20 protein-coding genes, 1 tRNA gene and 1 pseudogene are annotated in these 22,547 nt (G+C 73.2%); 9 read left to right on the forward strand and 13 right to left on the reverse strand.

Annotation, left to right across the window (positions count from 1 at the left end; all coding sequences use genetic code 11):
- Positions 1–75 precede the first annotated feature (75 nt).
- Positions 76–2,010 (forward strand): BTAD domain-containing putative transcriptional regulator, encoded by a 1,935-nt coding sequence (locus CLV35_RS03160; RefSeq protein ID WP_231121423.1) that lies wholly within the window; start codon positions 76–78, stop codon positions 2,008–2,010.
- Here the strand turns inward: CLV35_RS03160 and CLV35_RS03165 are convergent.
- Both CLV35_RS03165 and CLV35_RS19870 read right to left on the reverse strand, forming a co-directional pair.
- Complete coding sequence (locus tag CLV35_RS03165) at positions 1,994–2,884, reverse strand: DMT family transporter (protein ID WP_121191943.1); 891 nt, start codon at positions 2,882–2,884, stop codon at positions 1,994–1,996. The two genes, CLV35_RS03160 and CLV35_RS03165, sit on opposite strands and share 17 nt — an antisense overlap.
- 1 nt (position 2,885) lies before the next feature.
- A tRNA-Ser gene (locus CLV35_RS19870) sits at positions 2,886–2,972 on the reverse strand.
- An 81-nt stretch (positions 2,973–3,053) separates the two neighbouring features.
- On the opposite strand from CLV35_RS19870, the gene CLV35_RS19875 reads away from it, so the two are divergent.
- Positions 3,054–3,215 (forward strand): hypothetical protein, encoded by a 162-nt coding sequence (locus CLV35_RS19875; protein WP_183061639.1) that lies wholly within the window; start codon positions 3,054–3,056, stop codon positions 3,213–3,215.
- 62 nt (positions 3,216–3,277) lie between these two features.
- Here the strand turns inward: CLV35_RS19875 and CLV35_RS03170 are convergent, their stop codons facing one another.
- The gene (locus CLV35_RS03170; protein ID WP_121191944.1) at positions 3,278–5,629 is read right to left on the reverse strand and encodes a CHAT domain-containing protein; all 2,352 of its coding nucleotides are present in this window, start codon (positions 5,627–5,629) and stop codon (positions 3,278–3,280) included.
- Positions 5,630–5,790: 161 nt separating this feature from the next.
- Here CLV35_RS03170 and CLV35_RS03175 point away from each other — a divergent pair, with 161 nt between their 5' ends.
- A complete protein-coding gene (locus tag CLV35_RS03175; RefSeq protein WP_121191945.1) occupies positions 5,791–7,194 on the forward strand; it encodes a S8 family peptidase in 1,404 nt (467 codons plus the stop codon).
- A gap of 6 nt (positions 7,195–7,200) precedes the next feature.
- Here the strand turns inward: CLV35_RS03175 and CLV35_RS03180 are convergent, their stop codons facing one another.
- The 3 genes from CLV35_RS03180 to CLV35_RS03190 all read right to left on the reverse strand — a co-directional run bounded on the left by CLV35_RS03180 (position 7,201) and on the right by CLV35_RS03190 (position 10,957).
- The gene (locus CLV35_RS03180; RefSeq protein WP_121191946.1) at positions 7,201–7,668 is read right to left on the reverse strand and encodes a hypothetical protein; all 468 of its coding nucleotides are present in this window, start codon (positions 7,666–7,668) and stop codon (positions 7,201–7,203) included.
- The gene (locus tag CLV35_RS03185; protein WP_121191947.1) at positions 7,665–8,303 is read right to left on the reverse strand and encodes an RNA polymerase sigma factor; all 639 of its coding nucleotides are present in this window, start codon (positions 8,301–8,303) and stop codon (positions 7,665–7,667) included. The genes CLV35_RS03180 and CLV35_RS03185 overlap by 4 nt, the downstream gene beginning before the upstream one ends.
- A gap of 74 nt (positions 8,304–8,377) precedes the next feature.
- Positions 8,378–10,957, reverse strand: coding sequence for an ATP-binding protein (locus CLV35_RS03190; protein ID WP_231121431.1), 2,580 nt, complete (start codon positions 10,955–10,957; stop codon positions 8,378–8,380).
- A gap of 287 nt (positions 10,958–11,244) precedes the next feature.
- Between CLV35_RS03190 and CLV35_RS03195 the strand changes: the two genes are divergently transcribed.
- From CLV35_RS03195 to CLV35_RS03210, 4 genes and pseudogenes are all read left to right on the forward strand, one after another.
- On the forward strand, positions 11,245–11,493 hold the full coding sequence (locus CLV35_RS03195) for a DUF4242 domain-containing protein (RefSeq protein ID WP_121191949.1): 249 nt from the start codon (positions 11,245–11,247) through the stop codon (positions 11,491–11,493).
- 121 nt (positions 11,494–11,614) lie between these two features.
- The gene (locus CLV35_RS03200; RefSeq protein WP_121191950.1) at positions 11,615–12,178 is read left to right on the forward strand and encodes a DUF5698 domain-containing protein; all 564 of its coding nucleotides are present in this window, start codon (positions 11,615–11,617) and stop codon (positions 12,176–12,178) included.
- Between the two features lie 218 nt (positions 12,179–12,396).
- Positions 12,397–13,552, forward strand: a pseudogene (locus CLV35_RS03205) (IS30 family transposase).
- A gap of 519 nt (positions 13,553–14,071) precedes the next feature.
- Complete coding sequence (locus CLV35_RS03210) at positions 14,072–15,145, forward strand: phosphotransferase enzyme family protein (protein ID WP_183061640.1); 1,074 nt, start codon at positions 14,072–14,074, stop codon at positions 15,143–15,145.
- A gap of 469 nt (positions 15,146–15,614) precedes the next feature.
- Here CLV35_RS03210 and CLV35_RS20730 read toward each other — a convergent pair whose 3' ends face one another.
- Positions 15,615–15,749, reverse strand: a complete 135-nt coding sequence (locus CLV35_RS20730; RefSeq protein ID WP_269203876.1) for a hypothetical protein — start codon at positions 15,747–15,749, stop codon at positions 15,615–15,617.
- A gap of 133 nt (positions 15,750–15,882) precedes the next feature.
- On the opposite strand from CLV35_RS20730, the gene CLV35_RS03215 reads away from it, so the two are divergent.
- On the forward strand, positions 15,883–16,689 hold the full coding sequence (locus tag CLV35_RS03215) for a shikimate dehydrogenase family protein (protein WP_121191952.1): 807 nt from the start codon (positions 15,883–15,885) through the stop codon (positions 16,687–16,689).
- A 32-nt stretch (positions 16,690–16,721) separates the two neighbouring features.
- Complete coding sequence (locus tag CLV35_RS20950) at positions 16,722–17,027, forward strand: Imm53 family immunity protein (RefSeq protein ID WP_121192338.1); 306 nt, start codon at positions 16,722–16,724, stop codon at positions 17,025–17,027.
- Positions 17,028–17,078: 51 nt separating this feature from the next.
- On the opposite strand, the gene CLV35_RS03225 is transcribed toward CLV35_RS20950, so the two are convergent.
- From CLV35_RS03225 to CLV35_RS03250, 6 genes are all read right to left on the reverse strand, one after another.
- Positions 17,079–17,450, reverse strand: coding sequence for a type II toxin-antitoxin system VapC family toxin (locus tag CLV35_RS03225; protein ID WP_121191953.1), 372 nt, complete (start codon positions 17,448–17,450; stop codon positions 17,079–17,081).
- On the reverse strand, positions 17,447–17,698 hold the full coding sequence (locus tag CLV35_RS03230) for a type II toxin-antitoxin system Phd/YefM family antitoxin (RefSeq protein ID WP_121191954.1): 252 nt from the start codon (positions 17,696–17,698) through the stop codon (positions 17,447–17,449). Before CLV35_RS03230 ends, CLV35_RS03225 begins: the two co-directional genes overlap by 4 nt.
- A gap of 39 nt (positions 17,699–17,737) precedes the next feature.
- Complete coding sequence (locus CLV35_RS03235) at positions 17,738–18,757, reverse strand: LacI family DNA-binding transcriptional regulator (protein ID WP_183061642.1); 1,020 nt, start codon at positions 18,755–18,757, stop codon at positions 17,738–17,740.
- Between the two features lie 76 nt (positions 18,758–18,833).
- Positions 18,834–20,639 (reverse strand): sensor domain-containing diguanylate cyclase, encoded by a 1,806-nt coding sequence (locus CLV35_RS03240; RefSeq protein ID WP_121191956.1) that lies wholly within the window; start codon positions 20,637–20,639, stop codon positions 18,834–18,836.
- Between the two features lie 83 nt (positions 20,640–20,722).
- Positions 20,723–21,634 carry an aldose 1-epimerase family protein gene (locus CLV35_RS03245; protein WP_121191957.1) on the reverse strand — a complete coding sequence of 304 codons (912 nt, stop codon included), beginning with the start codon at positions 21,632–21,634 and terminating at the stop codon, positions 20,723–20,725.
- Between the two features lie 69 nt (positions 21,635–21,703).
- Positions 21,704–22,501 (reverse strand): DeoR/GlpR family DNA-binding transcription regulator, encoded by a 798-nt coding sequence (locus CLV35_RS03250; protein ID WP_121191958.1) that lies wholly within the window; start codon positions 22,499–22,501, stop codon positions 21,704–21,706.
- Between the last annotated feature and the right edge of the window lie 46 nt (positions 22,502–22,547).

Consider the following 22,547-nt stretch of genomic DNA (forward strand, 5'->3'; position numbering starts at 1 on the left):
TCCTCTCGTCGGGGTGCTCGACCACCCTCCGGCGGCTGGATGAGCAGCGGATGAGCGCCGCTAGCGTGGGCTGGCGTGCAGCCAGCAGCGAGCGTCGAGGTCACCGTGCTCGGGGCGGTGCAGGCGTTCCGCGGCGGCTCCGAGGTCGCGCTCGGCGGGCCGAGGCACCGCGAGCTCCTCGCCCGGCTGGTGCTCGCCCGCGGCCGCGTCGTGCCCGTCGACCGGCTCGTCGCCGACTTCTGGGGCGAGGAGCCCGCCGGCGACCCGGTGGCGGCGCTGCGTACGTTCGTCGCTGCCTTGCGCCGCGCGCTCGAGCCGGAGCGTGCGCCGCGCTCCCGGCCGTCCCTGCTGGTGACCGAGGGAGCCGGGTACGCGGTGCGCGCCGTCGCGGTCGACGCCTGGCGCTTCGAGGCGGCGGTCGCCGCCGCGGCTCGCGCGGTGCCCGAGGCGTCGCTGCAGCTCAGCGAGGAGGCGCTCGCGCTCTGGCGGGGTGCGGCGTACGTCGACCGCGAGTGGGCGCGGGCCGAGCGCGCGCGGCTGGCCGAGCTGCGGCTGCAGGCGGTGGAGCTCCGTGGCGGCGCGCTGCTCTCGCTGGGTCGCCCCCGGGAGGCGGTCGCCGACCTGCGCGCCCACGTGTCGGAGCACCCGTGGCGCGAGGAGGGCTGGCGGCTGCTGACCCTCTCGCTCGCGGGCTCCGGCCGGCGGGCGGAGGCGCTCGAGGCGGTACGTCTGGCGCGGGGCACGCTGGCCGACGAGCTCGGTCTCGACCCCGGACCGGCGCTGCGCGCACTGGAGGACGACCTGCTCCGACGGCCCGACGAGCTGGCGCCGGACCCGGTGCAGCAGCTCTGGGAGCGGGCGACGTCCACCTACGCACGGACGGCGGCGCCGGGTCCGCGGGCCCGGCTGGAGTCGACCGTCGGCGTCCTGCGCAGCCTGGCCGTGACGGGCGGGCCCGGCCTGCTGGCCGCGAGGGAGCAGCGCGCCGCCGTCGTGGCGGCCGCCGACTCGCTCGGCGACCCGGTGCTGACGGCGCGGGTCATCGGCGCTTATGACGTGCCGGCCGTGTGGACGACGCTCGACGACCCCGAGCAGGCGCGTCGCGTCGTCGCCGCGGCCGAGCGCGCGCTGCGCGAGCTGCCGGTCTCCGCGCCGCCCTCGCTGCGGGCCCGGCTGCTCGCGACGGTCGGCGTCGAGACCCGCGGCACGACCTCGGCGCGGGGACCGCAGGCGGCCCGGCTCGCGGTGGAGCTTGCCCGCGGCCTCGACGACCCCGCCGTGCTCGCCTTCGCTCTCAACGCCCAGCTGCTGCACGCGACGTCTCCGGCGGGACGCTCGGCCGAGCGCGACGCGCTGGGCGCCGAGCTCATCGAGGTGTCGTCGCGGCACGCGCTCGAGGGGTTCCTCGCGCTGGGGCACCTCGCTCGGATGCAGGCTCGCAGCGCCGTCGGCGACTTCGCCGCAGCCGACAGGCACGCGGCCGCGGCGGACGCGCTGGCGGGCAGCCACGAGCGGCCGCTGGTCCGGGTGTTCACCGGCTTCTACCGGGCGCTGCGGCTCGCGGTCGGCGGATCTGTTCCGGAGGCGACGGCGGCGTACGACGCGGTGCTGGCGAACCTGCCGTCGTCGGGCATGCCGGGCCTCGCGACCGGGCTCGCGCCACTCGTGCGTCTCTCGCTCACCGTGCGCTCCGGCGCCGCGGTGGGGCTCGACGGGGAGTGGGGGCCGTACGAGCCGTGGGTCCGGCCGCTGCTGCTCGCGCGGTCCGGTGGTGACGCGCCCGGGGCGCTGGCGAGCGTCCCGGACCCGCCGCCCGGGCTGCTGCTCGAGGCGGTGTGGGCGCTGGTCGGTCTCGCTGCGTGTGAGGTGGGCGACGCCGCGGCGGCCGGTCGGGCGATGGACGCGCTCGGGCCTGCGAGCGGCGAGCTGGCCGGTGCGGGCAGCGGGCTGATCACCCTCGGCCCGGTGTCGGACCTCCTCGCCCGCCTGCGGGCTACCGCCGGCGGGTGATGCTGACGCCCGCTAGCGCGAGCGCCCCACCGAGCAGAGCGAGCGCCGGCGGCACCTCGCCGAGCAGCGGCCAGGCGAGCAGCACGGTGACCGGCGGCACCAGGTAGGTCGTCACCGCCAGCCGACCCGCCGGCACCCGCGCCAGGGCGTAGGCCCAGGTCGTGAAGGCGAGCGTCGTGGGCACCAGCCCGAGGTAGGCCAGACCTGCCGTCTGCCCGGCCGATGCCGAGCCGAGGTCGTGCACGAGCGACGGGGCCGCGGGCAGGCAGGCGACGGACGCCACGGCGCAGGCGATCCACGTGACCTGGAGCGCCGGCAGGCGCGCGAGGAGCGGCTTCTGCGAGAGCACGCCGACCGCGTACGTCGCTGCGGCCAGCAGGCTGAGGACGACGCCCAGCCCGTCAGCGTGGGCGTCGGTCGTCGTGGCGACGCCGATCACGACCGCTCCGGCGAACGCCACGGCTGCCCCGGTGAGCAGCGGGCGCGGGAAGCCCTCGCCGAGCAGAGCGCCGGCGAGCAGGGCGATGAGCACCGGGCCGACGTTGACGAGCATGGCGGCGGTGCCGGCGTCGATGCGGCGCTCAGCGGCGTTGAGCGCGAGGTTGTAGACCGCGAACCACGAGAGGCCGCACAGGACGAGGAGCAGCCACTCGCGCTGCGTCGGCGCGACCCAGCGGCCGCGGACGAGCAGCAGGCCACCGAGCGCGACCGTGCCGATGAGCAGGCGGCCGAGCGTCAACGGTCCGGGCCCGAAGCCGTGGCCAACGCCGCGGATGGCGACGAACGCCGACGCCCAGGCCAGGACGGTCACGCCGGCGGCAGCGAGGGCCCGGCCGGGCAGGGCGTGCGTGCCCGGCAGGGCGGGAGCAGTCATGCGGAGGGCGAGGGATTCGAACCCCCGGTGACGTCGCCGCCACAACGGTTTTCAAGACCGCATCCATAGGCCACTCGGACAGCCCTCCTGGTGGAGCCATGGTGCCAGAAGGAGTGATGTCGGACCGTTGGGGTGATCGCGGGTCAGGTCCCGTGGCACCGTCACGAGCATGCCTGAACGCGCCATCCTGGAGCACGAGTCGATCACCTTCGACACGGACCTGCTGGGCCTCGACATGCCGTGGCGCACCGCCGAAGCGCTCGAGGACTTCGGCGTGCTGCTGCGGGAGGGTGCGACCGACCGGACGACCGCCACCCTTCCGGTGCCCTGACGCGACCTGTCCCGCAACAGGTGCGTAGCCGCGCCTGTTCTGGGACAGGAGCCAGCGACGCCTCACCCCGCGCCGTAGGCCTGGAACGCGCACGAGGCGACGAGCTCACCGGGCGAGCCGAGGTCCAGCCCGCTGCGCGCGGTGTGCAGCGCGCTGGCGACGGGCGTGCCGCGTACGAGCTCGGCGTGCAGCCGCCGCATCAGCGGCACCACGTCGAGGTCGGGCAGCAGCACGGTGCTCGCGAGCAGTCCTCGCGTGCCGCGGTCGAGCAGCGCGCTGACGAAACCGAGCGACTCCTCGCCCGCGTAGGTCGTCTGCACCGCTGAGTCGCACGCCGCGAGGACGACCTGCGGCGGCGTACGCGTGCGGCTCCCCAGCTCCTGCACCGTCAGCGCGCCGTCGGTCAGCACCAGCGACGAGAACAGCGGGTTGTCGACGCGGATGCGGCCGTGGCACGCGAGGTGCGCGAGGTCGGAGCGCTCGACCGCCTCGAGCGTCGCGGCCGGGGTGCTGTGCGGCGGCTGCAGGCAGGTCGCGCCCGGGTGCTGCTCGGCGAGCGCCGAGACCTCCGCCACCGCGCCGGGCAGCTCGGGACCGGCGACCAGCGCGACCGTACGCGGTGGTGCGACCGCGCCGACGGTCGATGCCCACACGGTCGCCGAGGGCGCCACCGTGACCGGCCCGTCGTGCAGCGGCGTCCACGGGATGTGCTGAAGCGGGCCCGCCGGCACGACGACCAGCGGCGCCGACCGGTCGAGACCCAGCGGCTCCAGCAGTCGCGCGGAGAGCCGCGCGAGCAAGGAGGTCGTCGACGTACGCGCCGCGTCCTGCGACGCGGCCGGTGCGCCTGCGCGCGCCAGCCGGCGAAGGGCGAACAGCAGCGCGTCGCCGCCGCGGACCGCGTCGTCGGCGGGGCCGAGGGCGACCAGCCGCGTACGCGTCGGCTCCACCACGACGGCGTGCAGCGTGCCGCGCACCACCGCGTACTCGACGAGGGTGGCGCCGGCCAGGGCTGCGCGGAGGTCCGCGACCGAGAGGACGGCTGCTGACGACGTACGCAGTGCCGCCGCCCGGGTCCGCTCCATCCACGCCAGCGCGGCCGCCGGGCGCTGCGACGGCAGCACCGCCTGCATGGCCAGCTCGCCGAGCTCGACGCCGTGCCCGGACGCGTGCGCGCGCAGCTCCATCGAGGGCAGAGCGTCGCGGTGGCGCGCGAGGTCGGCGAGACCTGCGCGGGCGTGCCGCAGCACCTGCTCGGGCGACCCGGCGGCCAGCGCGCCGGCGACGCGCCCCTTGAGCCTGAGCAGGACCGGTCCGCGCGATGCCAGCCGACCAGCCTCGGCGAGGTCGGCAGCGCGGCCCGAGACCCGACCGGCGACGAGATAGGCCTCGACCGCTTCCGCGAGCAGGCCGTGCTCGCGCAGCGCCGCTGCCTGCCGGCGCAGTGCCGCCAGCTGGGCAGCGGTCAGCGAGTCGGCCTGTGCCTCGAGCGCGAGGGCGCTCGCGCGCACGGCCCAGGGCGTGCGGCCTTGACGCCGGAACGCCCGGGCGGACTTCCGCGCGACCGTCGCCGCCTGGAGACCGTCGCCGGTGAGCAGCAGCAGCCGAGCCACCCGCAGCTGGGCCTCGGCGCGCATGAGCGGTGTCTGCGCCAGCTCTGTGACGGCTCGTTCGGCGGCCGAGAGCGCCTCCGGGAGCAGCCGCAGGTCGGCGAGGGCGTCGGCGTACTCCGTGTAGTGCTCGCCGAGTGGCAGCCCAGCGGCGGCGTAGAGCGTGCCGGCCCGCTCGAACAGCGCGATCCCCGCGACCGGGCGACCCGCCTGCACGTGCACCCACGCCGCGGTCGAGGTGACACCCGCCTCGGTGGCCGGTCCTGCGGCGGGCGCCTCGGCCGACGCAGCCGCGACGTGGCGCAGCGCAGCAGCGTGCCGGCCGAGCTGCGACTCGAGCACCGCGACGTTGTTGGCGGCCTTCACCCGCTCGTCGAGGCTCGACGCGGCGTCCTGCTCCACCAGGCGCAGCAGCCGCAGCGCCTCCTCGGCCCGCCCGAGGTTGGCGAGCAGCGTCGCCTGCTGGAGCGCGAGCGCGGGCCGCCGCGACCGGGCGACCAGGCTGCGGGCGCGCGACAGGTCCCGCTGGGCGGCGTCCGTGCGGCCGAGCTCGGAGAGCACGGCGGCGCGGCTGACGAGCGCGTCGGCGAGGTGGTCGGCGAGGTCAGGGGCGGCAGACGTACGCACCGCCTCGTCGAGCAGCCGCAGCGCCGTGCGGTGCGCCGACGTGCCGCGGTGCGCCCAGGCCGCAGCTCGCAACGCGGCTGTCAGGGCTGCCGGGTCACCGGCCTGCCGGGCCTCTGCGAGCAGCTGCAACGCGTGCGGCAGGGCGCCCACCGGGTCCGACCCGGCGTGCTTGTGCATCTGCTCAGCGCGGAGAAGGATGGCGGGCGCGGGATGATCATCACCACCCCGCGCCGCTCGCTGCACCCGCTCCACCTGCGACCACCCTCCGGGTCTCGGCGCACCGAACGTCGCCGAGGCTACTGCCGGGGCCTCGCGGGACGTCCGCGAAGGGAGAGTGCATGGCACAGCAGGACGACGACGGCCTCGGCCGCTCGCGGCAGGAGGGGCGCCGCGACGCGGGTACGCCGTGGTCCGACGAGCTCCGTGAGCACCGCGACCTCGAGACGCTGAAGGCCGACTCCGAGGCGGTGCGCCGACAGGCCGGCGGGCTCGACCCGGGCGAGGACCAGGACGCCTGGCGCGACCGGGTCACCCGGCGCATCGTCGCCCAGCGCGCGAAGTTTCCCGAGCTGCCGCAGGTCGACCTGGTGCGCGACGCCCGCCGGGCGGTGGTGCCGGTGATCCGCGGGGAGCTGCTGCTCCGCTCCGACGTCAAGGCGGACGGGACGCTCTGGGCGCTGCTGCAGGACTACGGCACCGCCGAGGACGTCGTCGAGCTGGACAGCCGCTTGGTGCGGCTGCGGTCGTCGCTGCCGGCGCGCCGTCTGCAGGCGCTGGCCCGGTTCGTGCGCGAGCGCGGCTACGAAGCCTCCGTCAACCACGTCACACCACTAGGTCCACTGCTCAAGGGCGAGGGCGGACCAGAGCAGACCAAGGCGACCCTCGGCTTCCCCCTCGCCCTGCTCGAGCAGCAGCCGTGGGGTCACGTGACGGTCGCGGTCGTCGACACCGGCGTGGTCCGCGACGAGCGCGACGACGGCTGGGTCACCGGGCTCCGTGCGCCGGACGCCAGCAACGCCGACCCGCTCGACGAGATCCCGCTCGACGGGCTCCTCGACGTCGGCGCCGGTCACGGCACGTTCGCCGCGGGCGTCGTGCAGCAGGTGGCGCCGATGGCGAACCTGCTCGTACTGCGCGCGATCCGCAGCGACGGCATCGGTGACGAGGTCGACGTCGCTGTCAAGATCGTGGAGGCGGTGCGTACGGCTGACCCCGACGCCCCGCTCGTCATCAACCTCTCGCTCGGGGCGGAGACGCTCGACGACCAGCCGCTGCTGGCCATCGAGGTGGCGCTCGAGATCGCGCACGAGGTGCACCGCGACTGCATGGTCGTCGCCGCGGCCGGCAACTCGGGCTCCACACGCCCGTGCTTCCCCGCTGCCTCGCGCGACGTGGTCGCGGTCGCCGCCCTCGACGCCGACCTGCAGCCGACGAGCTGGACCAACCGCGGCTTCTGGGTCGACTGCGCGGTGGTCGGCGAGGGGATCCTCTCGACCTACGTGCCCGGCCACGAGTCGACGCTGGCGGACTTCTCACCGGAGACGTGGGACGCGCCGGACCCCTGGGCGCTGTGGAGCGGTACGTCGTTCGCCGCCCCGCAGGTCGCCGCCGCCGTCGCGCGGCGGGCGTCCGAGGTCGGGTGCACGACGCACGAGGCGCTCGCGTGGCTGTTCGCCCAGTCGCCGAGGGTGCCCGACGTCGGCCGCGTGCTCCGGCTGCTGCCGGGCACGCCGGTCACCTGACGCGGCTCACAGGTGCATCCACGACGTCGACACCGGGTCGGCGCCGGGGCGCTCGACGCGCACGCGGACCAGGCCGGGGAGCAGGCCGTCGACGCGGAAGCAGCCGAGCTCGTCGACCTCGCGCTCCCCGCCCAGGCCGTCGGGGGTGTCGACGCGTACGCGCTCCCCACCGGTCCCGGGCACCAGCTGGCCGAGCAGGCTGACCCGGCCACCGACGTACGACACCTGCAGCTCGACGGCGAGACCGTCGGCCTGGTATCCGACCAGGCGCGTGCTCGTGGACGCTCCGCGCACTCCCGCGCCGGCGAGGTCGGCGTCCTCGACCAGCTGCGCCAGCTCGGCGTCGAGGTCGCGCAGCGCGAACAACGCCCGGCAGGCCTCGATCAGCGCCGGCGGGACGGGATCGGCGACCGCGGCCACCCGTCCCAGCTCGCCGAGCAGTGCACGGTCGGCCGCGCCCAGGGTCTCGCTCATGACAGACCACCTCCGGTGGCGGGCTCGAAGGAGTAGCCGCCGGCGCGGGTCAGCGCCCGCAGCCGGTCGAGGCAGCGCATGCGTGTCGGGCCGATCGAGCCGACGGGCATGCCCATGGCCTGCGAGACCTCGGCGTACGCCACGGGCTCGGCTGCGAGCAGCACCCGCAGCAGGCGCTGGCAGCGCTCCGAGAGCCGGGCGAAGCAGCGCCACAGCTCGGCGTCGCGCTCGTCGGTCAGCAGCCCGAGGTCGGGCGGCGGGGCAGGGTCGGGCAGCTCGAGCGAGGTGTCCTCGACCGGCGTGGGCAGCTCGCGTCCGGCGCGGCTCAGCACCCGCAGGCACTCGCGCCGCGTCGTGGTGACCAGCCAGCCGGGCAGCCGTTCGGGGTCCTCGATGCGGCCGAGGTTCTCGAGCAGGCGCAGCCAGCTCGTCTGCACGACGTCGCTCGCGTCGGCCTCGGTCAGCCGGTGGCTGCGGGCGACCGACCACAGCAGGTTCGTGTAGCGGAGCACGAGCGCGTCCCAGGCCGCCGCGTCCCCCGCTGCTGCGCCGTGGACCAGCTGGGTCGTCGTTGCGCAGGCGTGTTCCACCCGCGGTTCGGGCAGGCCGCACACCGCGGTCGTGGACTTCGACATGCCGGCCTCCCGTGGACCAGTGGCGGTCTCCTACGGGACAAGAGGGCGGTGGGCAGCGCGGTGATACACCGCGCCTAGGCGAGCCCGAGCTCGTCGGCACGGACGACCACGGAGCGCCGGCTCGCCAGCCCGAGCTTGGTGAGGACCGCAGACACATGGTGATCTGCGGTCTTCGGCGAGATGAAGAGCCGGGTGGCGATCTCGGAGTTCGTGAGTCCCCGGGCGACCAGGCGAGCCACGTCGAGCTGGCGGTTGGTGAGCCCGCCCGGGTTCGCGCGGGTGCTGGCGCGCGCCCGGGCGGGGACGTGGAGGTCGCTGTCGCGGCGCAGGTCCACCCGCAGCCGGTCGGCGTTGGCGTAGGCGCCGAGGGCGTCCAGCTCCTCGATGGCGCGCAGCCGGTCCTGAACGTCCGCGGAGTCCGAGAGCACCATCGCGGCGGAGAAGGGCTCGCCGATCCGCTGCCACGCCACCGCGGCGTCGCGCGCCCGGTTGTCCCCGGCCAGCGCGTAGGGCGGAGCGACGTCGAGCGGGCTCTCGACGAGCAGGTCCAGCCGGTGCAGCCACGCGCGCAGCTCCCCCACCGCCCACGAGGTGCCGGGTGTCGCGCCGAAGCGCTGGAGGACCTGCGGCGCGAGCTCGGTGACCCTCGGGTCCGCCTCTCCGGTCAGCCACTGCGCCTCGGCGAGGGCGCTGAGGACGTGGAGCGTACGCAGCGGCTCGTCGATCCGTCCGGCCAGCGCCCACGCTTCGTCCAGGTGGGTGTGCGCATCGCCCGCCTCGCCCGAGCGGAGCGCCACGAGCGCGACGACGAGGTGCGGCCACAGCCAGGCCAACGGCATCCCGTCCTCCTCGAGGACCGCGTGCGCGTCCTCCACCGCCGCCTTCCAGCGACCCTCCGCGAGCCGGAGCCGTGAGCGGAGCGCGGTCTGCCAGTGCTGGCAGATCGGGATGTCGCGGGCGCGCGCGAAGGGCAGGCTCTCCTCGAGCACGTGCTCGGCCGCGCGCAGGCGGCGCTGCTCGACGTCGAGGTTGAGGACCTGCGAGTAGCCGGTGGAGGCCAGCTCGTCCCAGCCGCTGCTGCGGGCCGTCTCGATGTGCTCGAGGATCTCCTCCCGGGCCCGCTCGTCGCCCTTGCCGAGCCGCACGTAGCAGCCGAGCAGCTGGCCGCGGAGGACCAGGCCCGGCAGGGCGTGCTCCTGGCCGAGCGTCGCCGCCTCCTGCCCGTGGAGCACGGTGAGGTCGAGCTCGCTGCGCATGTGGGCCAGGTAGGCACGGGTCGCGCGGGCCGCCCCGAGCGCGGGGCCCGACCCCGCGTCCACCGCGAACTGCGCCGCCTGCTCGGCGTGGGCCTCGGCCTCCTTGCGTCGACCCTGGTAGTAGCGGTAGACCGCGCACCGCTCGTGCGCCGCCGAGAGGCCCGGCAGGTCGGCGGCGATGCGCCACAGCGCGAAGGTGGCGCGTACGTTCGCGACCGCGTCCTCGAGCCGGCTCGTCATGTACTGCTCGAAGCCGAGCAGCTGCAGCAGCTCGGCCCGCTCCTGTGGCGGTGCGTCAGCGAGGTGCTCCAGCGCGATCTCGAGGAAGGCCGCCGCCTCGCTGTGCGAGCCGGCCCGGGCGGCCTGCTCGGCCGCCTCTCGCGCGTACCGCGCCGCGCGTCCGGCGTCGCGGGCGGACACCGCGTGGTGCGTGAGCACTGCCGGGTCGCGGGGGTCGAGGCGCTCCAGCGCGTCGAGCAGCCGCCGGTGCAGGCGGTGAGCGCCTCCCGGCGGGATCGTGCTCTCGACGGCCTGGCGCGCGAGCTCGTGGCGCAGGGCGATCCCGTCGCGGGAGTGGGTGAGCAGCCCGGTGACGCCGAGCCGGCGCAGGGTCGGCAGGCCCACGCCGAGCGCGGCCAGCGCGCGGTCCCCGAGCCCGTCGGGTGCGGTCGCGACGAGCTGCAGGACCTCGAAGTCCTCGGCCGAAATCTCCGCCGTGCGCGCCAGCACGGCGTCCCGGACGGAGCCCGGCAGCGGGCGGTCCGGGTCCTTGGCGATCTCCGTGACGAAGTAGGGGTTGCCGCCCGTGATCCGGTGGACCCGCTCAGGGTCCAGCGCCGTTCCCGACAGCAGCGTGCGTACGCCGGCCACGGTCAGCGGCCCCAGCGGGAGCGTCCGCACGTCCTCGTTGAGCGCGAGGTCGCCGAGCAGCGGTCGTGCCGGGTGCGACTGTCCGACCTCCAGGTCGCGGTAGCTGACCAGCAGAGCGAGCGGCATGGAGCCGATGCGGCGCACGAGGAAGCGCAGGACCTCGGCGGTCGCCGCGTCCACCCAGTGCAGGTCCTCGACGACGAGCACCGTGGGCTCGGACCGCAGCCAGTCGTAGAGCTCCTCGCACACCGACGGCAGGGGCACGTCCGGCTGGTGCTGCAGCGGCGCCGACGGCACCTGCGCGGCGATGTCGCGGAACGGCCCCAGCGGCCGCGGCGTGCTCAGCGGGTCGCAGCCGCCGCGCAGTACGCGTACGCCGCCGGTGCGCACGCAGGCTGCGGCGAGCAGCGCCGACTTCCCCGTGCCGGCTTCGCCGGCCAGTGCGACGCCGCCTCCCGTGCCGGAGCGCGCGCCGTCGACGACCGCCCGCAACAGGGCGGTCTCGTGGTCTCGCTCGACGAGGTCCACGCGCTCAGCGTAGGGGGCGAGGGCTCGCTCCCGGAAGGGATCGCGCTGCCGGACGAGGGTCGTGCTCATGGTGCGATCGTCCGGCTCCAGTCCGGACTCGGCATGGGTGACGGCTCCCCATCTACGGCCACCAGCGCGCGAGATCCCCTCCTGGGGTGCCTCGCGTGGGGGCACAGCGGCCCGAACGTGGGCAGCCGCCCCCGATCCGCAGCCCCTCGCTCCGCGACTAGACCTGATCCCGTCGGCGCTCGCCGGCACTTCCACCGAACGGGAAGGACCCGTCAGTCATGGCACTCTTCATGGACATGCACCAGCTGGACGCCGTCAGCATGGACGCCGTGCGCCAGGCGCACAGCGCGGACCTCGCGATCCAGCACGAGCACGGCGTCGACTACCAGCGCTACTGGGTCGACGAGGCCCAGGGCAAGGTGTTCTGCCTCGTCGAGGCGCCCGACGCCGAGAGCGCCACAGCAGTCCACCGGGCCGCGCACGGCCTGGTCGCGGACGCGATCTTCCAGGTGCAGGAAGGGGTCTGACAGCTCTCATGCTCAGCGACCCCTCCATCACCCTCGTGCTCGTCGAGCAGCGGCTGGGGGAGCTCCGGCGCGCGGCGGAGCTCCACCGGCTGCGCGGACCGTCCACCCGCAGAGCCTCCCCATGAGCGCCACGCTCCGCCCCCTCCTGGTCCTCGCACTCGTGCTCACGGAGGTGGGTCTGTGGCAGTGGCGCGTCCTGCTCACCGGGCGCGGACGGACCGGCCTCCCCGTGCTGCTGGCGATCCTCGGCGCCGTCCTGCAGGTCACCGCGATCGCCCAGGTGGTCACCAATGTCGGCGAGACGCTGACGACCGCCGCGTACGCCGCGGGCGTCGGAGGAGGCGTGCTCCTCGGAGTCCTCGTCGCTGCGCGGTTCGCGCAGGAACCCGTACGCGTCAGCGTCGTCACGAGAGACGCAGCCCTCGAGGGTCTGCTGCGCGAGCGCGGGTGGCCGGTTCTTGCGTACGCGGGGAGCTCCGGCGATGCGGTCGTCTCCGTCCTGCAGGTGCTCGCACCGGCACGCCGGCGCACCGCTCTGCTGGCCGACCTGGACGCTCTCGCTCCGCGGACGCCTCGCTCGGTCGAGGTGCTCGACCGGGCGAGCATCGCGGAGGAAGCCGATGAACAGGCGCTTCTACCGCGCGTGCCCCTGCCCCGCCGACCGGTCGCGGTGTCGCAGGCGTGAGGGGACCTCCTCGCTCGCTCAACTGTCAGTGCGTCGCGGCTGCTGGAAGTGACCCTCGCTACGGCTGAGCCAGCAGCTTGCTCACGGGACCGCGCGCTCATCCCGCACATGCCGTCTCCGTAGTGCGACGGGACATCGCAGGGCGATTTAACGGACATGCCGGCGGTCTCAGGGGGTCAGCGCAACACTCGTTGGATCCGCCAGGGACGGAGGGTGTCGTGCCGCATGGTGACTACGAGAAGCTGACACCGGAGACGATCGACGCGCTGTGGGTGCGTCTGCGATCGGGGGTGGCGGCCAAGCCCGCGGCCCGCTCGCTCGGACTGTGCCCGGGCACGGTGCGGGCTTACCTCATTCGTTGTGGCGGAGTGCGTCCGGAGCCGCGCCAGCGTGCCCGTGACCATTTAGGGCTCCAGGAAAGGGAGGAGATTTCCCGCGGGCTGGCCGCCGGGAAATCGCTGCGCCGAATCGCTAGTGAGCTGGGGCGGGCGCCCTCGACGGTCAGCCGTGAAGTCGCCCGTCACGGCGGTCGAGGCCGCTACCGAGCCGCTCGCGCAGACCAGGACGCCTGGGCCCGGGCAGCGCGACCGAAACGCTGCAAGCTCGCGGCCAACACCGAGCTGCGGCGGATCGTGCAGGACAGACTGGAGCACCGGTGGTCACCTGCGCAGATCGCCGGCTGGCTGCGGCTCGAGTACCCGGGAGACCCGACCATGCAGGTCTCACACGAAAGCATCTACCTCAGCCTGTATGTGCAGTCCCGGGGCGCCCTGCGCAAAGAGCTCACCCGCTACCTGCGCACCGGTCGGGTGCTGCGCCGCCCGAAAGGGGTCCGGCTCCCCGACGGCAGGGGTGGGCGGCCGAACACGCTGCACATCTCTCAACGTCCCGCCGAAGCGGCGGATCGCGCGGTGCCCGGGCACTGGGAGGGCGACCTGGTGTTCGGCCGGGCGATGAGCCCGGTCGCGACCCTGGTCGAGCGCTCGACCCGCTACCTGATGCTTGTGGCACTGCCGCGCGGCGACCACCAGGCCGACGCCGTCGCCGACGCCCTCGCGGCCGCCATCACCACGCTGCCGCAGCACCTGGCCAAGTCGTTGACCTGGGACCTCGGGCACGAGATGGCGCAGCATCAACGCTTCTCCGCCGAGACCTGGAATGATTGTCTATTTCTGCGACCCAAAATCGCCGTGGCAGCGAGGCAGCAATGAGAACACCAACGGCCTGCTCCGCCAGTACCTGCCTCGGACCCTCAACTTCCGCACGCTCAGCCAGGACGACCTCGACGTCATCGCGCGCGAGCTGAACGAGCGCCCTCGACAGACCCTTGGATTCAAGACACCATCACAAGCACTCGCCGAGGTGTTGCACTAACCGCCTGAACCCGCACCGATGTGCGCGCGCCGGTGGGCACGCAAGATCATCCAGTAAATCGACGACTATGCAGGGGAAACCATCTGATCCGGTCGACCAAGAGGGGCTTCAGCGGCGGCATCCGAGGTCGCCTTCGTGTCCCGCAAGACGTACCCAAGCGGGCACTTTTCACCGGGCGGGTCTTGCGGGACAGTGGCCTGAGCGTCTGGTCGGCGATCTCGCCGGTGTCCCGTAGCTGGTTCCCGTTACGGGACGCAGCTCGAGGACGGCCAGGAGCCAGACCGCGCGTTCACGGCCCGTGACTAACAAGATCCACGAAAGCGGCGCTAGCGATGATCTTGACGAGAGGTTTGATAGACTGCGCTGGACGGCGTCGACCGGACGCCGAGCTATGGAACGTCCGCCCCAGCCGGGGTTCCAATGGCGAAGGGGAAGTTGCCCTCACGGTCGTCGAACGTCACAGGCCATCTCTGCACACTGCGTCGCTGGGGGACGAGGGTGTCAAGAGGAGGCTTTCCCATGACGAAGGACGGCAGTTTCAAGAAGGTCGTTCGCCACCACGCGCAGGACACGGGACAGCGCTACACCGAAGCGCTGACCGATCTGACGGGTCTCGGCGCGCGGATGCATCACGAGCCCGCTGGAGAGCGGCTGCTCGCCCATCTGCGGGCTCGCCACGACATCGACCCGATCGCGGCGACGAAGTTGAGCGTGCACAAGACCTATGTCTTTCGCATCGACCGCAGGGACGGCGAGTCGTGGGTCGCACGAGCCTTTCCGCCAGCTCGCCCCAGGGCAGGCGTCGAGGGCGACGCGGCGATTCTGCGGTTCCTGGAGCGACAGGACTATCCCGCGGAGCGCCTCGCGGTCGACGACGCCGTATCCGACTTCGAGGGCAGCCCAGTCCTTGTGACCCGGTTCGTCCAAGGGGGCCAGCTTCCCGACAGCACGGAGAAGTTCGCGATGATGGGTGACCTGCTCGGACGACTGCATGCCCTGCCTCAAGACGAGTCCATAAAGCGACCGGGCGGAGCGAGCGGAGAGGACCCAAGCCGTGAGGGCGCACCGCGTCAGGACCTGCTCGCCGCGCTCGCGTTCCTCGACGCCGTGGATACCAAAGTGCCAGACGCTGACCGCGAACGGTTCGAGCGGCTCAGGGACAAGGTGCGCTCGGCCGATGACGGCGAGGGTCTTCCCGAGGGCCTGCTGCACGGAAACCTGCTCCACGCCCCCGATCACGCCATCCTGAGCGAGCGAACGCCGGTCGCGATCAACTGGAAGGCCTCGGGTCGTGGACCACGCCTTGCCGACTTCGCTTACCTGATCTGGGGAACCGGCTCATGGAACCCGAGGCGGCCGGACCAGGAACGCATCGACGCTGCCGTGGGCGCCTACCGCCGGCACATCGAGCCGACCGACGACGAACTCGACCGCCTCGAAGCACTCATGTACATCCGAACGCTCTACCTCACCTGCTTCGGCTACCGACGCGCGATCCTCAACGGCTCCCCATTCGACGAGTGGTGGTTCATCCGACCACCCGAGTACTTCCGCTCTACCGCAGCCGCAACCCGAGCCGCGTTCCGCCGGTAGGCCGTCGATGGTCGACACGAGACCTTTGCGGAATCATGCGGGCTTTGTTGCTTTTGATTAATGCTACTGACCTTAGGTTTGTTACTGAGTTTGAGCGCTACCGGAAGGTAGTCCCGATCGGGTGGATTCGATGTCGGCGTCACCGGGAGCGGTGGGAACGTCGGCTGGAGCGACGTCGGAATGGAGGAGAGGCACGCACAGGCGGGAAGCCTGGGGCTTGAGCTGAGTGGCAGCGCCAGAGGGCGCGGTCGCTAGTCCACGCCCTCGGCGGCATGTGCGACCGTTGGATGCGGTCCGTCAAAGTGACAGCCCGAGCACGCGCGGGCGCCATGGTCAAGCGGTTTCGTCCCGGTCAACGATCACCTTACGGACACCCTCGGCTGGCTCGCGCCAGTGGTGACCTCCGACCGCAGCACTGCATGAACATGCATCGGGCGGTCGCAACGACGAACATCGTGTAATGCCGCTGTCAGCGGGAGCGGCGGCGCTTGCGCAGAGCGACGAGCGCGAGCACGGCCGCAACGACCAGCACGAGCAGCAGAGTCAGAACGAGCCTAGCTGGCGGCTGCCAGAGCGTGATCGTCTGCTCGTGGTCGTCGGTCACGGGCTGACGCTACTCGGCATCCGAACCTCTGACGCAACCGTTCGCACGAGCCGCGATAGTGCGCGTCAGCGACGTCCGTCTCGGTGGGTGGCAGGCTGGACAGGAGGTGCGACGCCGAAGGGGCTGAGTTGGCATGACGAGTCCGAGCGGAGCGACGAGGCTGTTCCCGATCGTCGGCGACCCCATCGAGCACGTCGAGTCCCCGGCACGCCTCAGCCGCACCCTCCTCGAGCGAGGCTATGACGGGCTCTGCGTTCCCTTGAACGTCGCTAGCGCGGACTTCGACGCCGTCATGGCCGGCTTGGCCGCGACACGGAACGTCGACGGCGTCTTGGTCACGATGCCGCACAAGGCCGCTGCGTTCGCCTACTGCTCCACGAGCTCGCAGCGAGCTCAGAAGCTCGGGGTCGTGTCCATCCTGCGGCGCAACGCCGATGGCAGTTTGGACGGCGACATGCTCGACGGCCTCGCGTTCGTGAAGGCGCAGATCGACCACGGGGCCCACCCGGACAAGGCAAGGGCCCTTCTGCTCGGAGCCGGCGCCGCGGGTAGCGCGATCGCCCTCGCCCTCCTGGACGCCGGGGTCCGTGAACTCGTCGTCCACGACACCGACGACGAGCGCGCCGCCGCGCTCGTGAACCTCGTCTCCAGCCGAACTGACGGGCGGGCGACTGCCGGACCACCCGATCCAACAGGATGCGATCTCGTCTGCAACGCCACCCCGCTCGGCATGGACGCCGGTGATCCGCTCCCCGTCGACCTCGCTCGCCTCACCTCCAGGATGTTCGTCGGCGACGTCGTCAGCGGACACGGACCGACTCCTCTACTGCGAGCCGCCCACGCCGCCGGCTGCCTCACCGCGAACGGCGGAGACATGGTCGAGGCCGCGCAACACCTCATGGCTGACTTCCTGCTGTCCGCGCGACACCGCGCGGCCTAGTCAGAAGCGGGCCGTGCTGCCGGTGACCTCCGATCGTCAACCAGCCCAGTCGTGCAACGTCCGCGCGGGCCGCTTGGCAACGATCGGGGGCGCCGAACGTCGAGGTCACCAGCATCGAGGACCCCGGGTGGAGAGTCCGCATCAAGATCCGAGGGACATCGCTGGAGGACAAGGACGCCCATGCCCGGCGGGTCGAGCGCACTGAGCATGACTCATTCCACACCTGGCTCTCCAAGCATGTCTTCGACGCAGAATGCGGCGCGCTCGATCTGAGTGAGGTCCTGTACGAGTTCCGAATCTGGGCGGAGGGCGCACGTGCCCCGGCTACCCGTCCTTGATTCTCCGATCGTGCCCCGTTGACCCGACGCGCGTCCTTACTGCGGGAGCCGCTAGAGGAGCCGCACGTCGTAGTCGGCGAACCGTCGATCGACCGAGAGCAGTTGCAGTCCTCGACGGACGGCCTGCGCGATGAGCATCCGGTCGAAAGGGTCGTCGTGGTGGCGCGGGAGCGCACCAGCGTCCAGCCCGTCCTCGACGCTGACAGGCAACTCGGTGAAACCCTGCACCTGCACCTGCTCGCGCAGACCGTCCGGCACCGTCAGCTTGCCCAGCGACGCCTTGATCGCGATCTCCCAGGCAGAGGCGGCCGAGACGAATACTTCGGAATCGCCGTCGCTGATGGCGGTCCGCATCCGCTCGGGCAGGCGGACGTCGTCGCTCAGCCACCACAACAAGACATGAGTGTCGAGAAGGAGGTTCACAGCGCGTGCGGCTCGACCTCATCGTGGAACGAAGCCACGAGGTGCTCCGGTGTCTCGTCGAAGTCGTCGGCGATGACAACCCGTCCCTTCCACGACCCAGGCTGACGCGCTCCCCGGACACGGGCCGGGACGAGCCGCGCCACGGGTTTGCCGGCACGAGCGATCACCACGTCCTCACCCTGTTCTACTGCTTCGAGCAGTCGCGACAGGTGGGTCTTGGCCTCGTGCACGTTGACCGTCCGTGTCATGGTGTCACTCTATGGACTAAGTCCGACTAAGTCGAGAGTTCAGGCGCTAACGGTCGACCCGCGCACGACCAGCCGCACGGGCAGCACCAGCGGCTCGGTCGACTCGACAGGCGAGGCGGAGAGCGCCAGCACCTCGGCAGCCGCAGCCGTACCGATCGCCGTGACGTCCTGGCGCACGGTGGTCAGCGGTGGACTGACGTAGGCCGCCTGCCGGACGTCGTCGTAGCCGACCACTGCGACCTGCCCCGGCACGTCGACGCCTTCCTCGGCGGCGGCGAGCAGCACGCCGATGGCTGCCATGTCTCCCGCGGCGAAGACGCCGTCGGGCGGCTCCGGCAGGGCGAGCAGCTCGTGCATCGCCGCCTTGCCGGGTCCGAGTTGGAAGCCGACGCTGCGTACGCGTTCCGCCGGCACCTCGAGCCCGGCGCGCTCGGCCTCGGCGAGGAACCCCTCGAGCCGCTCGCGCGCCATCGGCAGCGCGATCTCACCCGTGATGACGGCCAGCCGGGTTCGCCCGATCTCGACGAGGTGGCGGGCGGCCAGCGCGCCGCCGCCGGCGTTGTCGGAGGTGACGCGGCGGGTCGACGGGCCGCTGAGGTCGAGGTCCAGCACGACCGTGGGCACGTCGCTCTCGGCGAGCGCCACCACTGCCGGGTCGTCCGGCTCGACACCCATGACCATCACGCCGGCCAGCCGCAGCTGGCGGGCCCGGCGCACGAGCGTGTCGGGCCGGTCACCGCTGTCGCAGGAGGGCGGCGAGAGCAGCAGCAGGTCGTAGCCCTGGCGCGCCAGCTCGTCGCGCATCGCGTCGAGCACCTCGTGGAGGAAGGCGTGCGGCGCCTCGTCGTCGTAGGTGCGGCTCCACACGACGCCGACCAGCGAGCTCTTGCCGCGCACGAGCGTGCGGGCGGCCTCGCTGGGGGTGTAGCCGGTCTCGCGGGCGAGCTGCTCGATGCGCGCGCGGGTCGCCGCGCTCACGTCGGGGTAGCCGTTGAGCGCCCGACTGACGGTCGCCACCGACACGCCGCTCAGGCGCGAGAGGTCCGCGATCGACACCACGGCATCCACCCCTGTCTCCCGCGCCAGCGGCGGGGTGGGGCCACAGCCTACGTGGCCGGCACCGACGAGGAACCGCTCAGCGCGCGAGGACGGCGGGCGAGGCGACGACGACGGTGTTGCGCCCGCCGGCCTTCGCCGCGTAGAGCGCGGCGTCGGCGGCGGCCAGCAGCTCGGACGAGTCGGCCATGCCGAAGGTCGCGGTCGCGACGCCGATCGAGACGGTCATCGAGGGGTAGGTCGAGGGCCCCTGGCAGGCCTCGACAGCCTCGCGCAGCCGGTCCGCGACGATGAAGGCCGCGTCGGCGTCGGTCTCGGGCAGCAGCACGACCAGCTCCTCGCCGCCGTAGCGGTAGGCGCTGTCGGAGGTGCGCAGCCGGCCGAGCACGACCCCGCCCACCAGCCGCAGCCAGGCGTCGCCGACCGCGTGGCCGGCGGTGTCGTTGACCCGCTTGAAGTGGTCGAGGTCGAGCAGCGCGATGCTGAACGGCCGGTCGTAGCGGCGGGCGCGCGACCACTCGACAGGCAGATCGGTGTCGAGGCTGCGCCGGTTGCGCAGCCCGGTGAGCGAGTCGCTGCGCGCCTGCTCCAGCGTCTGGGCGTGCAGGCGCGCCGACTCGAGCGCCACGGCGGCGAAGCGGGCGAGCGCCTCGAGCACCGAGTCGACCTGGGCGGTGTCCTCGTCGTCCCACGCCTCGTCGACGACGTCGAGCACCCCGACGACGCGGCCGGCGACGACCAGCGGGAAGCAGGCTCGGTCGCCGACGCGTACAGACCGTGCCTCGACCGCGGCGCGCAGGACGGCCGGTGACGGCGGGTCGGCGGGGCCGGTGGCGGGGGTGGAGCGCACGGGCACGAAGCCGGCGTCCTCGCTCTCGAGCCACACGACCGCCTGCAGGCGGCCGAGCTCGACGGCTGCGGCGGCGACCATCTCAGCCACCGCGGTGGGGCTCGGCGAGCCGGCTGCGTTGCGCGCGACGTTGACCACGACCTGCAGCCGCGCGGCCAGCCGGGTGGCGGCCTCCTCGCGCAGCAGGCCCTGCGCCTGCTCGCGCTCGAGGCGCCGCGACAGCCCGAACAGACCGGTGCCCAGCTCCCAGAACTCCTCGATGTCGCAGGTTGGGTTCTGCACGCCCAGCTCGCCGCGGTCGATGCGGCGCATGGTGTCGAGCAGCTGGCGGACCGGTGCGTCGACCACCCGCTGCAGGCGCCGGCGGCGGCGCAGGTCGACGACGAGCACGCCGAGGACGAGCGAGACGTCGAGCAGGCCGGTGAACTCGAAGGTGTGGCGCTGGCGAGCGACCATGTCGTCGCGGCGCTCGCCGGCGCGTACGAGCGCGCGGTCCTGCTGCGTGCGGTAGGTGTCGAAGAAGCCCTTGCCCACCAGGAAGAACGAGGTCGTGTCGTCGCGCGTCGAGCCGGGCGGCGTGGCCCGCGCCTCCTGCGCCCACTGCTGCTGCCAGGTGCGCGCCGCGACGAGCATCCCGACGAGGCGCTCGAACTGCTGGCGGTCGTCCCCGGCCACCTTCAGCAGCGCCGGCTCGCAGCGCTGGAAGGCGATGACACCGGCGTCCGCCGGCTGCAGGAACGCGAGGTCGCCGGTGGACACGTAGGCGCGCAGCCCCGTCTCCTGGTCGAGCATCGAGGTCTGCACGCAGCGCAGCTCCCGCAGCGTCTCGGTGGCGCTGGTCAGCGCCGGGCCGACGTGCAGCAGGAGGTACGCGGTGGACGCCGCGACGCTCGACAGCAGCACCGCGAGCACCACGGCCAGCAGGCGCGCGCTCGAGCGCAGCTCGCCCTGGAGCGAGCGCGCCGGCGCGCCCGTCGCGGCGGGCGCGGGCGCGCTCGACCCGGGGGTGTCCCGGAGACGTCGTCTGCTGCGCATGGCTCAGATGTCGGCGGAGGGAGCCCGGTCCTGAGTGCCGCCGCCCACGGTTGACCCGGACGGGGGTCCCTGCCGGGTGTGCCTCAGACGGCGCGCACGTGCCAGCTCACCGAGTGCTCGGCGCCCGGCTCGAGCACGACCAGGTCGATCCCGGTGCGGAAGGCGTCGGGCGGGCAGGTCATCGGCTCGATGGCCAGCCCGGTGCGGTTGAGCCGCTCCTCGGGGCGGTCGGCGGTGTGCACCTGGACCCACGGCGAGGCCGCGTCCCACGAGACCTCGACGCCGGTGCCGTCGGCGCTGAGCAGGCGGGCCTGCACGAGGCCGTCGTCTCCGGCGGCCAGCTCGGTGAAGGCGTGGTCGACGAACGTGTCACCGATGACGCGGCCCTGGGTGAAGTCGAACGGCGTGCCGGCGACCGGGACGACCTCGACCGGCAGCAGCCGCTCGTCGTCGACGACCAGGTAGGACGCGGCCGGCAGCTCGAGCCGCCAGTCGTCGACGTGCCCGGTCGCCGCAGCGACGAAGTAGGGGTGCACGGACCCGCCGTACGGTGCGGCCGAGTCGCTCTCGTTGCGCGCGGTCAGCGTCCAGGCGAGTCCCTCGGCGCTCAGCGCGTAGGTGACGCTCAGCGCCAGCTGCCACGGGTAGGCGGGGTTCGGGCGCAGGCGGTAGGACAGCCTCACGCGGTCGGCGCTGCGCTCGGCGACCTCCCACTCCGCCCAGCCGACCAAGCCGTGGAGCGCGTTGCCGCGCTCGACCTCGTTGATCGGGGCCTGCAGCTCCTGGCCGCCGAAGGAGTAGGCGCCGTCGCCGATGCGGTTGGGCCACGGCGCGAGCACGGCGCCGCTGAAGACGGGCATCATCTCCTCGGCCGACCAGCTGCGCACGAGCGGGCGCCCGGCCGACTCGAGGGTGCGCAGGGCACCGCCCACCGTGACGACGTCAGCGGTGTAGCCGGAGGACTCGAGGCGGACCTGCTCGCCGCTGGGGCTCATCGACGGACTCCTGCGCGTGGGTGGGGCGGGTGGCTCGCGCAGCCTACCGACGAGCCGGTCGGGCAGGCCTCAGGCGTCGACGTCGTCGATCGCGGCGGCGCCCTGCGGGCCGACGACGGTGACCTCCACGTCGTCCTCGCGCAGCGCGGCCACCTCGTCCTCGGGGGCGAGCGTGTCGGTGACGAGCAGGTCGATGCGACTGGTGGCCACGGTCTGCACCATCGTGTCGATGCCCACCTTGGTGTGGTCGGCCAGCACGACGACCCGGCGGGCCGCGGCGGCGATGGCTCTGTCGACTCCGGCCACGAGCATGCTCGGCGTGGAGAGCCCGCGCTCGGCGGTGAGCCCGTTGCCCGACATGAAGGCGGTCGAGACGCGCAGTCCCGACAGGGCGTGCTCGGCGTCGCCGCCGACCAGGGCGTAGATCGACCCCCGCAGCGAGCCGCCGGTCATGACGACGTCGACGCCGGGCGCGCGGGCGAGCGCCTGGGCCACGAGCAGGCTGTTGGTGACGACGGTCAGGTCGCGCTTGCGGGTCAGCCGGCGGGCGAGCGCCTGGGTGGTGGTGCCGGCACCGAGGACGATCGCGTCGCCGTCCTCGACGAGCTCGGCGGCCGCCGCTGCGATCGCCGCCTTCTCGGCGGCGGCGACGTGCGCCTTCTCGGAGTGGGTCGGCTCCTGCAGCGACTCGGGGGCGACCGCGCCGCCGTGCCGGCGGGAGAGCAGCCCCTCGGCCTCGAGGTGGCGCAGGTCGCGCCGCACGGTCACCTCGGAGGTGCCCGTGAGCTGCGCGAGGTCGCGCAGCGACACTGCGCCGCTGGACCGCACGAGCTCGCTGATGAGTCGTCGCCGCTCCGCCGCAAACATTGCCGCAGAGTATCGCCGGATGACCGATTCAGATCGCCGAGACGCC

It is taken from the genome of Motilibacter peucedani (assembly GCF_003634695.1).
GTDB lineage: Bacteria > Actinomycetota > Actinomycetes > Motilibacterales > Motilibacteraceae > Motilibacter > Motilibacter peucedani.